11 protein-coding genes are annotated in these 10,122 nt (G+C 53.9%); 6 read left to right on the forward strand and 5 right to left on the reverse strand.

Features of this window, described 5'->3' with window-relative positions; genetic code table 11:
- Positions 1-183: 183 nt before the first annotated feature.
- The 5 genes from KJ869_03415 to KJ869_03435 all read right to left on the reverse strand — a co-directional run bounded on the left by KJ869_03415 (position 184) and on the right by KJ869_03435 (position 5,092).
- Positions 184-657, reverse strand: coding sequence for an isoprenylcysteine carboxylmethyltransferase family protein (locus KJ869_03415; protein MBU1576239.1), 474 nt, complete (start codon positions 655-657; stop codon positions 184-186).
- 1 nt (position 658) lies between these two features.
- On the reverse strand, positions 659-1,588 hold the full coding sequence (locus tag KJ869_03420) for an alpha/beta hydrolase (protein MBU1576240.1): 930 nt from the start codon (positions 1,586-1,588) through the stop codon (positions 659-661).
- Between the two features lie 20 nt (positions 1,589-1,608).
- Positions 1,609-2,349, reverse strand: coding sequence for a hypothetical protein (locus tag KJ869_03425; GenBank protein MBU1576241.1), 741 nt, complete (start codon positions 2,347-2,349; stop codon positions 1,609-1,611).
- Positions 2,350-2,448: 99 nt separating this feature from the next.
- Positions 2,449-2,802 carry a GIY-YIG nuclease family protein gene (locus KJ869_03430; GenBank protein MBU1576242.1) on the reverse strand — a complete coding sequence of 118 codons (354 nt, stop codon included), beginning with the start codon at positions 2,800-2,802 and terminating at the stop codon, positions 2,449-2,451.
- A 139-nt stretch (positions 2,803-2,941) separates the two neighbouring features.
- On the reverse strand, positions 2,942-5,092 hold the full coding sequence (locus tag KJ869_03435; GenBank protein MBU1576243.1) for a PBP1A family penicillin-binding protein: 2,151 nt from the start codon (positions 5,090-5,092) through the stop codon (positions 2,942-2,944).
- A 244-nt stretch (positions 5,093-5,336) separates the two neighbouring features.
- On the opposite strand from KJ869_03435, the gene KJ869_03440 reads away from it, so the two are divergent.
- The 6 genes from KJ869_03440 (at position 5,337) to KJ869_03465 (ending at position 10,065) form a co-directional block, all read left to right on the forward strand.
- Positions 5,337-6,026: a YggS family pyridoxal phosphate-dependent enzyme gene (locus KJ869_03440; GenBank protein ID MBU1576244.1), complete on the forward strand. Its 690-nt coding sequence runs from the start codon at positions 5,337-5,339 to the stop codon at positions 6,024-6,026.
- A 132-nt stretch (positions 6,027-6,158) separates the two neighbouring features.
- Positions 6,159-6,461: a YggT family protein gene (locus tag KJ869_03445; GenBank protein MBU1576245.1), complete on the forward strand. Its 303-nt coding sequence runs from the start codon at positions 6,159-6,161 to the stop codon at positions 6,459-6,461.
- A gap of 18 nt (positions 6,462-6,479) precedes the next feature.
- Positions 6,480-7,208: a DivIVA domain-containing protein gene (locus KJ869_03450; GenBank protein MBU1576246.1), complete on the forward strand. Its 729-nt coding sequence runs from the start codon at positions 6,480-6,482 to the stop codon at positions 7,206-7,208.
- Positions 7,205-8,029 (forward strand): purine-nucleoside phosphorylase, encoded by an 825-nt coding sequence (locus KJ869_03455; protein MBU1576247.1) that lies wholly within the window; start codon positions 7,205-7,207, stop codon positions 8,027-8,029. The genes KJ869_03450 and KJ869_03455 overlap by 4 nt, the downstream gene beginning before the upstream one ends.
- A 96-nt stretch (positions 8,030-8,125) precedes the next feature.
- On the forward strand, positions 8,126-9,040 hold the full coding sequence (locus tag KJ869_03460) for a sugar kinase (protein ID MBU1576248.1): 915 nt from the start codon (positions 8,126-8,128) through the stop codon (positions 9,038-9,040).
- 146 nt (positions 9,041-9,186) lie between these two features.
- Complete coding sequence (locus tag KJ869_03465; GenBank protein MBU1576249.1) at positions 9,187-10,065, forward strand: hypothetical protein; 879 nt, start codon at positions 9,187-9,189, stop codon at positions 10,063-10,065.
- Positions 10,066-10,122 lie beyond the last annotated feature (57 nt).

Here is a 10,122-nt window from a genome sequence, read left to right on the forward strand (position 1 = left end):
CCAAAATCAGGCTATTGTTTGCGTATTTGTATTTCTCTGCTGTCGGTTGGAATGTGGGCGAAACACGACGGCGTTTGTACCATCCATTAAAATCATTATACACTATTTGCCAAGATATTTGTCAAGCAAAAAAGCCCCGTAATCGATGCGGGGCTTTTTAAAGAAAAAGATATTATGACCGATCTATAAATATCTTCGAATTTTTTGCCTGTAATCAATGTAAATATTCCCGAACCTTTGTTCCAAGAACTTCTCCTCGCCCAGAATGATGAAATGATAGATTACCATGCTGTAAATCCCCAGCGATATCACACCCGGATTGAGGGTATATAACATAGCAGACAGGGTAAGAAGGTCGAAACCAAGATACATCGGGTTCCGGCTCAGCCGGTAGACGCCATTAATCTTAAGAGCCGTCTCCTCCTGCGGCAGGCCCAGCCTGGTTGATTGGCCTAGGTTGACCAGGCTGAGGATGGTCAGCAAAAGGCCAGTCAATAATGAAACATAAGCAATATACTTGAGTGCTGGGATGGAGCATTCAGCAATGACAGGTATATTCAATAGCGCCAAAAGCAATATGATCCAGGTAAAATAACCTGATATTTTGCCGGTATAGAACAGCACCGGATTTATGGGAGTTTTTCCGATGAGGTTCACATTACGCCTTCAAATGCTTTTTTATAAAACGGCTGATCTCTTCCATTGCTTCTTTTGCCTCAGGGAACATCGGGGCGCAGGCCGGGTAGCAGTGGAACAAGCCCTCGCCGATCCTCAGTGTCACGTCAACCCCGGCGGCTTTGGCCTTTTCGGCCAAACGGGTGGAATCGCTGAGCAGGGTCTCGTCCCCGCCGGCAAAGATCAGCATCGGCGGCAGGCCGCGCAAGTCTCCGAACAGCGGAGAGATCAAAGGATCCTTGGGGTCGTTCTTTCCAACATAATACCGGCTGAAGGTGGCCTGGGATTCCTTCCAACAAAGTGTGTCCTTCTGGGCGTTGAATATCCAGGATTCTCCGGAGTTGCTTAGGTCGGTCCAGGGCGACAGTGCCACGGCCGCCGCCGGCAAAGGAAGCCCCTGTTCCTTAAGGGCCAATTGTGCGGCAAAGACCAAGTTGCCTCCCCCGGAATCGCCCATGAATACGATATTATAGGGCTTGATGCCCTGGTCCAAAAGATATCTGTAAGCGGCCACAGAATCATTCAGCCCGGCAGGGTAGGGATGCTCCGGGGCCAGGCCGTAATCGAACACCAGGGCGCTGATGCCGCAACCTTTTACGAACTTGGCCACGATACCCCGGTGGGCCCGGATGGAGCCCACCACCAGCCCGCCGCCATGGAAATACAGGATGGCCTTGTCTTTCGGGGCGTTGCGGGGCCACATCCATTCGGCGGCCAGGCTGCCGATCATGACAGGCTCCAGAGTGAAGCCCTCCGGCAGTTTGCCGAAAAAATCCGCCCCTCGCTCAACCTCTGCCCGCAGGGCCTGCAGGGAGGTATCTCCATCAACGGTGGTTGTTCTTTTGCGCTGGAAACGCAACAGGTGCCGGTATTTCAGCAGGAATACGAACAGGCGGCTTCGGAAACTGGACATAAAATATCCTAGATGGTGTATTAGAATTTCACTGTGATGCCGGCGGTCACATAATGGAAAAGGGAAAAAGTGTAGACCTTGCCGCCGCCGTCGGCGCCGCCCTCCAGCATACGGTAGCCTATCCGAAGGGAATGACTTTCGGCGGGGCTGTACTGGAATGCCAACAACACATCCTCGGCCCGGCCATAGGGCGACCATAGGGCGTCGCTCTCAAGCAGCAATCCGGTCCTCTGGGTCATATTATACCTTACCATCAAGTTGATTAGCGGGACAACACCCAAATCGCTGCGACTGGCATAGGCTGAATCGCTCATCAGGGAGATATCGGCGCTGCGGATCTTGGCGGTCAGCCCGGCCCCCAGTCCGAAACCAGGCTTGGCAACAATTGAGTAGCGGTAGGTAAGTCGGTAGGAATCGAAGCGGTAGGTGGAATGAATTTCTGTGCCCTGGCGGAATATTTTGCCCTGAAAGTTGATATCCCTGGCAAGAGTCCCGGTTCCCCGGACGGTAAGGGGCGCTGCCAGAATAAAAAACAGATGTCTTTTTGTCAGCGTTACTCCACCCCGGAATCTCAGAGCAATGGCAGGCGAGGAGACGATCTCGTCGGCCAGGGAGAATCTTGTCCCGCTGTCGCTGGGGATCTGAACGTCGTTGTATCCGGTGAAGGCCGTCCCGCCCTCGGTGTCAATAAACCACTCAGAACACAGGCCGGACCCGACAAAAAGCAGCAGGAACGCTGACAGCATAACAGAGTGTTTCATTGGACCTCCGGTATTATTTGTTTGGGGGACAGGGCTATTCCCGCTCAAACGCTTTTACGAACCCCGCCAGCAGCGAGAAGCTTCAATATTAATAAACCATCAATGCTTGGTATGATATCCCTTATCCCCGTATGGCTGAAGCTTTTCGATCCAGATCTCTTCCAGGGCCTTAAGGTCCCGGGTGTAATCATAGCTGATTCCCTCCTTGGGCTCCAGATGATCGATAATTTCAAAGGAAAAATTGCTTTCTCCCAAGCTGGTAAAATCCTTTTGCAGATCGAAAATGGGATGAGAGCCGTTCTTAAGCGTGAACTTCTGACTATTGATGATGCCGGGGAGGTTTTTGGCCTTCATTAATAATATCTTGCCGCTGGCCAGATTCTTTATCTGCAAAATGCCCATCGGGGTCAATGTCTGCTTGTATTCTTTTATCAGTTTCTTTCTGTCGGTCATTATTCCTCTGCAGTACTGGATTCCCGCCGTCGCTGGAATGACATATCAAACATATATTTTCCCCCTCGTCAGATTTATCTGGAGAGAGCCTGCACTGAGAACTGCAGATATGCTGCTTTCGAAGTGGGCAGGGGTGAGGTCAGGGCTTGAAGTCCGGATCGTTCAGGCTGCCGCGATCCAGCTGTTCAAAATTATAATCCTTGCTCTGCATGTTCAAGTTCTGTAGGCGATGGATGTCGCAGGTCTTGGTCGGCAGGTTGGCCTTAAGATAGATCTCGCTTCTGGGGTTGGGGCAGGCCGGGGTGGCCAGCAGGCCGGATTCGGTGCAGATGGTGGCCGAGACGATATCGCCCGGCACCGGAAAATCCTTCACCGGCAGACTGTCGGTGGCCTGCTTCATGAAGGCCGCCCAGATGGGCAGGGCCAAGCCGGCCCCGGTGGCGCCCTCGGCCACAGTCTTCTTCTGATCGAAGCCCACCCATACCCCGCAGGCCAGGTTGGGGGTGTAGCCTATGAACCAGGTGTCGGTATAATCGTTGGTGGTGCCGGTCTTGCCCCCGGCCGGCCGGGTGAAGCCCAGGCTGCGGGCATATATCCCGGTGCCGTGGTCCACCACCGTCTTCATCATGTTGGCCATGATATAGGCGGTTTGGGGCGACAGCACCTCCTCGGCATAGGGATGATTCTCCTCCAGGACGATGCCGTTCTTATCCAGCACCTTCAGGATCATCAGCGGTTCCACCCTGACCCCGCGGTTGGCAAAGACCCCGTAGGCGCTGACCATATCTATCATGCTGATGTCGGCCGAGCCCAGGGCCAGCGACAGCACCGCCGGAAGGGGTGTCCGGATGCCCATCTTGCGGGCGTAGCTGATGACGGTGGATGGCCCGATGCTCTGGATCAGCTTGACAGCTATCAGGTTTTTGGACAGGGCCAGCCCCCGCCGCAGGGAGGTGGGTCCGCCGAACTTGCCGTCGTAGTTGCGGGGATACCAGGAGTTGCCGGAACCGTCATCCTCGATTACGATGGGAGCGTCCAGGATAACATCGCCGGGGGAAAAGCCGTTGTCGATGGCGGCGGTGTAGATAAAGGGCTTGAAGGCCGAGCCGGCCTGGCGGCGCGACTGGATGGCCCGGTTGAATTTGCTGATCAGAAAATCCCGGCCCCCGATCATGGCCAGGATGTGGCCGTTTCCGGGATCAAGGGCCAGCAGGGCATCCTGGATATATGGGGTGTTGACTATATCGGTCTCGACCTTGGGTGTTTTGAAATCCCTGCGCCGGGGAACCAGCTTGTATCTGTCCTCCAGCTGTTCCATCCAGCTCTCGGAGACCTGATTGGCGGCCTGCTGCAGTTTAAGATCCAGGGTAGTGTAGACCTGCATGGCCCCCTGGTAGATGGCGTTGGCCCCGTATTTAGCCTCCAGGTATTTGCGGACCTCCTCCACGAAATAGGGGGCGTCATTGAGCCGCAGTTCGCGGGGCTTGACCACTATCTCCGTCTTTCGGGCGGAATCGGCCAGGGCCCGGGTGATCGCTCCGGTGGCCACCATGGCCTCCAATACGGTGTTCCTTCTTTTCAGGGCCGCTTCGGGATGGGTGTAGGGGGTGTATATCGAGGGGCCGCGCGGCATTCCAGCCAGCATGGCCGCCTGGGGCAGGGTCAAACTGTCCACATCCCCGCCAAAATACATCTGGGAGGCGGTCTGGACCCCGTAGGCCCCGTGGCCGTAATTTATCTGGTTGAAGTACAACTCCAATATCTCGTCCTTGGAGAACAGCCGCTCGATCTTCATGGCCAGTATGGCTTCGGCGATCTTGCGGGACAGGGTGCGGTCCTGGGTCAGGAACATGTTGCGGGCCAGCTGCTGGGTGATGGTGGAGGCGCCGCGCAGGCGCTTGCTGCGGCGCAACACGAAATCCTTGACCGCCGCGGCGTAGCCGAATATATCGATCCCCCAGTGGGAGCGGAAACTACGATCCTCGATGGCGATGGTGGCGTCGATCAGGTTTTTGGGTATCCGGGCCAGCGGGGCCATCACCCGATGCTCCTCGGCGAATTCGCAGATCAGCAGGTTGTTCCGGTCGTAAACCTTGGTGCCCTGCTTGGGCTGCATCTCCTGAAGGGTGCGGGTGGATGGCAGTCCCCGGCTGTAGAAGGCGAAGGTGCCGGCCCCAAAGCCCGTCACAAAGATCAAAAACAGTCCCAGGAAAAAGAGGATCCGGAAAAAGTTCCTCCGGGCCTTGCGGTTGAATTTGATGGGGAATTTTCCTTGGTAGAATTTTGCCATAATCGGTTTATCCGTCAAAGGTTGATAAAATAACTGTTATAGTGGCATTCCATGCAGGCGGACCATTCCGTAAAAAAGTAAATGTAAAACTCTCAATAACACTGATGCCGAATGCACCACTGATCAGGGTAATTCTAAACCTAAAAGAAAGGATAGTCAAGCATAAAACAAACCTAAAGACAATGTTGATCGAAGGCATTTTTGTATTGCAAATGGGACTTTAAATGAGATATAATAATGTGTTATGCAACAAATAGGGTACAATCTGGAGCATCTCCGCCAAAGCATCGACGATGCCTGCCGGATCGCCGGTCGGAGGTCGGAGGATATCACCCTGGTGGCGGTCACCAAGACCGTCCCGACCGAGGTCATAGAGCAGGCTATCGCCCTGGGGCTGAACATCATCGGCGAAAACAGGGTCCAGGAGGCGACGGGGAAATATCCCCTGATCGGCTCCAAGGTGCAGTGGCACCTGATAGGGCACCTGCAGTCCAACAAGGCCAAAAAGGCGGTGGAGATCTTTTCCCTGATCCACTCCATAGATTCGGTTGATCTGGCCAGGGATGTGGGGCGCCGGGCAGTCCAGATCGTCAAAACCCAAGAGATTTTATTGGAGGTCAACACCTCGGGCGAGCCGCAGAAGTACGGGTTCCGGGCTGATGAGGTTATAGAGGCTTTAGATGTTATAAAGGATATACAGGGAATAAAGATTTTGGGGTTAATGACGGTGGGCCCGCTGAGCGATGATGCAGACAAGGTCAGAAGTTCGTTCAAGATACTGAAAAAAATATTCGATGAAATTAAGCTTCAAGCCATACCCAACATCGAAATGAAGCACCTATCCATGGGGATGTCGGGAGATTACCGGGTGGCCATCGAGGAGGGCTCCACCATGATTCGGGTGGGCAGCGCCATCTTCGGGAGCAGGGGCTGACTTTGCCACGGGGGCACAGAGTTTTTACTTTTAACCGTGAGTCATTGCGGGAAGACATCTACGCCTAACAAACAAAGCAAGCCGATCTACCATTCCCGGCAAAACGAGAATTCGAAAATATTTAAAATCTAAATGATTCTTTTGGCAAATTTCATAATCGCACTGGGAAAAGCGCTGGGCCTGGCCCTGGACGTCTACATGTGGGTGATCATCATCCGGGCGTTGATCTCCTGGGTCAACCCCGATCCCTTCAACCCCATCGTCCGGCTGCTGGTCCGGCTGACCGACCCGGTCCTAAGGCCCATCCGGAGGGGGATACCTCTGAATATCGGGCTGGACCTCTCGCCGATGCTGGCCATACTGGCCATATATTTCGTCAGAAATTTTCTGATCGCCAGCCTGATCGAATACGGCTATCGTTTAAAAATCTATTGAAATTAAGGAGGAGTGGCCATGAAACTGACCCCCCTGGATATAAGAAAACAGACCTTTAAGAAGAAGCCCATGGGCGGGCTGGACCCGGCCGAGGTGCAGGCTTTTCTGGAGATGGTGGCCGGAGAGTTCGAGGAGTTGGTCCGGGAGAACACCAGCCTGGCCGAGAGGATGCAGGGTCTGGACGGCAAGATAGACGATTACCGCCGGATGGAGAAGACCCTGCAGGACACCCTGATGTCGGCCCAGAAGACCTCGGATGAACTGCGGGATAACGCCGAACGGCGGGGCGAATTGTTCATCAAGGAGGCCCAGTTCAAAGCCGACCAGATCATCGGCGAAGCACGGGCCCGCCTGATGGATCTGCAGCGCCAGATAGCCGACCTGAAGAACGTCCGCAGCAGCTACCTGGCTAAACTGCGCAGTCTGGTGGACTCGCATTTAGACATGCTGCAGACCCAGGAGATGGATTCGGGCATCAGGATACAGACAAACATTTTCTCCAGCATGAAGAAGGAGGAGCTTGCCAGGAGCCAGCCGGAACAGCCCAAGCTGGAGATTCCCAAGGAGGAGCCCAGCGTGGCCGACATGAAGAAGATGCTGAACACCCTGATGAGCACCGCCAAGATCCGCGAGTCCGATGAAATTCCGACGGCCGAGCCCGAGAAGGACGACCTGCCGCCGCTGATCAACGACGGGCCGGAGCCCGAAGGAGAGGTTAACCCCGGCGATAGCGGGGAAACGAAATGAACGATATGATCAAGATGATAAACGAGGCGTCTGATTATATAAAAGGCAAAACCAAGATCAGCCCCAAGATCGGCATCATACTTGGCACCGGCCTGGGCGGGCTGGTCAAGGAGATAGACATCAAAGACACCATGCCTTATCAAGATATTCCTCATTTTCCGGTGTCCACCGTGGAGAGCCATGCCGGCAAGCTGATATTCGGGCATCTCTCGGGGAAACCGGTGATGGCTATGCAGGGCCGCTTCCATTACTACGAGGGCTACAACATGCAACAGGTGACCTTCCCGGTGCGGGTGATGAAGGCCCTGGGTGTGGAGATCCTGATGGTCTCCAACGCCTGCGGCGGCGTCAATCCGGCCCACCAGTCGGGCGATATCATGCTGATCTCCGATCATATCAACCTGATGGGGGACCATCCCCTGATCGGCAAGAACCATAACGAACTGGGGCCGCGGTTTCCTGATATGTTTAATCTATATGATGCAGACCTGCAGAAGCTGGCCGAAGAGACCGCCCTGGAAGAGAAGATCAAGCTGCAAAAGGGCGTCTACCTGGCCCTGACCGGCCCCACCCTGGAGACCGGGGCTGAATACCGGATGGTCCGGCTGCTGGGGGCCGACGTGGTGGGCATGTCCACCGTGCCCGAGGTGATAGTGGCCCGCCATTCGGGCCTGAAGGTGATAGGCTTCTCCATCATCACCGACATGGGATTCCCCGAGGCCATGAGGTCGGTCAGCCTGGAGGAGGTCATCGCAGTGGCCGGCCAGGCCGAGAAAAAATTCGTCCAATTAGTAAAGAGCGTGGTGGCAAAAATAAATTAATGCCACATGGGTTTGAACTGTTTGAAAAGTTTGAAACAGTTCAAACCGTTTAAACATCTTCAACGATTTGAACTTCTTAAACAGAGGTGAATGCTTATGGCAATGTTAGTTGTCGGTTCCATCGCGCTGGATTCGGTCAAGACCCCGTTCGGGGAGGCCAAGGAAGCACTGGGGGGAAGCGCCTTGTATTTTTCCTCGGCGGCCAGCTTCTTCACCCAGGTCAGCTTAGTTGGCGTGGTGGGGGAGGATTTCCCCAGGGATAATATCGAGTTCCTGGCCAAGCGGGGAGTGGATCTCTCCGGGCTGGAGGTGGTCAAAGGAAAGACCTTCCGCTGGGCCGGATCATACGAGCATGATATGAACGAGGCCAAGACCCACGCCACTGATCTCAATGTCTTTGAGGGGTTCCGTCCCAAACTGAAACCTGAGCACGAAAACACAGAATTTCTGTTTCTGGCCAATATCGATCCGATATTGCAACAGGACGTCATCGCCAAGGTCAAAGGGCCGAAGGCCATCGGCTGCGACACCATGAATTTCTGGATCGGCGGCAAAAGGGACGAATTGTTAAAGACCATCAAAAAAGTGGACATCATGTTTATCAACGACGCCGAGGCCCGCCAGCTGGCCGGGGTGCCCAATTTGTTCAAGGCGGCCAAGGCCATTCGGGAGATGGGTCCCAAGATATTAGTGATCAAAAAGGGCGAGCACGGAGCCATGCTGCTGACCGATAATACGGTCTTCTCGGTTCCGGCCTATCCCCTGGAGGATGTATTCGATCCCACCGGGGCGGGCGATTCATTTGCCGGCGGTTTTATGGGCTACCTCTCATCGAAGGGTGAGATCAACGACTACAACCTGCGCCGGGCAATGGTTTACGGCAGCGTGATGGCCTCCTTCAATGTGGAGAGCTTCTCCATGGAACGGCTGAAGACATTGACCCGTGAGGAGATCGAGAAAAGGTTCAAGGAATTCAAGAAGCTGTCGCACTTCGAGGAGACCGAAGTTTAAAGCTGAGATTTTAACCACCAAGACACTAAGGCACAAAGGATTCATTAACGTATTTATAAAAGACCCAATACTCTATGTTAGTAAAATAACCGGAAGTGTATCTTGTATCATATAAATCGGATGTTAACCGAAATGGGGGAAGAGTAATGAAGAAAACTTTGATGTCGGCGTTAATTTTGATCATGACTGTATCGGGTGTTCTGGCCCAAACCGCCAAGAAGACCGCGGTGGCCGTGATGCCGCTAAGGGGTTCAGACATCTCCGAGACCGAGGCCAAATTTCTTACCGAGCGGCTGACCATAGAACTACAGAGGACCGACAGTTTTGATGTGCTGGAGCGCGATAAGATGGCCGAGATCCTGAAGGAGCAGGGCTTCCAGCAGACCGGGGCCTGCGACGAAACCGCCTGCCTGGTGGAGGCCGGAAGGCTGCTGCCGGTGCAAAAGATGATCGGCGGCTCGGTGGGCAAGGTAGGCAACATCTACGCGGCCCAAATCCGGCTGATAGACCTCAAGACCGGCAAGGTGGAGAAGACGGCTATCCGGGACTATACGGGCGAGCTGGATTTTCTGCTGACAGTCGGCATGCGGGAGGCGGCCGAGGAGCTGTCGGGACAACTCAAGCCCCAGGAGAAAGTCCAGGTTCAGCAGAAGATGAATAATCAGACCGAGACCATGATGCGGGGTTTCATGGAGGCCCAGTATGAGGATAAATCAAAATCAAAGGGCTGGGCGACATTCTGGTCTATAATCCCCGGTTGCGGCAATATATATGCTAAAAACTACAAAGGGGGAATTCTTTTCTTAACAGCTGGCTTGGTGACCCAGAGCATATGGATGGAAAAGAATGATGATTCCAAGGGGATGTGGGGGATGATTTACCTCGGCATCAGGACCAGCGACTGGGTAATATCAATGAGAAGCGTTAACAAGTACAACGCCAATCTCAGAAAAAAATACGGTCTGAGCTTCGATGTTCTTCCTCGAAAGGATGGCATTTCCACTGCGCTGAGCATGGAATTTTAAAATAATAAAGGGAACATAAAAATGAGAAAACTTCTCTCTTTATTTTTATTTAGATCG

The organism is Candidatus Edwardsbacteria bacterium (genome assembly GCA_018821925.1).
In the GTDB taxonomy this organism is placed as follows: Bacteria; Edwardsbacteria; AC1; order AC1; family EtOH8; genus UBA2226.

Excerpts from the sequence above, each read along its gene's own strand:
- KJ869_03465 (MBU1576249.1), top strand. The coding sequence starts at position 9,187 with ATGAAGAAAACTTTGATGTCGGCGTTAATTTTGATCATGACTGTATCG.
- KJ869_03430 (MBU1576242.1), bottom strand. The coding sequence starts at position 2,802 with ATGACCGACAGAAAGAAACTGATAAAAGAATACAAGCAGACATTGACC.
- KJ869_03435 (MBU1576243.1), bottom strand. The coding sequence starts at position 5,092 with ATGGCAAAATTCTACCAAGGAAAATTCCCCATCAAATTCAACCGCAAG.
- KJ869_03420 (MBU1576240.1), bottom strand. The coding sequence starts at position 1,588 with ATGTCCAGTTTCCGAAGCCGCCTGTTCGTATTCCTGCTGAAATACCGG.
- KJ869_03440 (MBU1576244.1), top strand. The coding sequence starts at position 5,337 with ATGCAACAAATAGGGTACAATCTGGAGCATCTCCGCCAAAGCATCGAC.
- KJ869_03460 (MBU1576248.1), top strand. The coding sequence starts at position 8,126 with ATGGCAATGTTAGTTGTCGGTTCCATCGCGCTGGATTCGGTCAAGACC.
- KJ869_03425 (MBU1576241.1), bottom strand. The coding sequence starts at position 2,349 with ATGAAACACTCTGTTATGCTGTCAGCGTTCCTGCTGCTTTTTGTCGGG.
- KJ869_03450 (MBU1576246.1), top strand. The coding sequence starts at position 6,480 with ATGAAACTGACCCCCCTGGATATAAGAAAACAGACCTTTAAGAAGAAG.
- KJ869_03455 (MBU1576247.1), top strand. The coding sequence starts at position 7,205 with ATGAACGATATGATCAAGATGATAAACGAGGCGTCTGATTATATAAAA.
- KJ869_03445 (MBU1576245.1), top strand. The coding sequence starts at position 6,159 with ATGATTCTTTTGGCAAATTTCATAATCGCACTGGGAAAAGCGCTGGGC.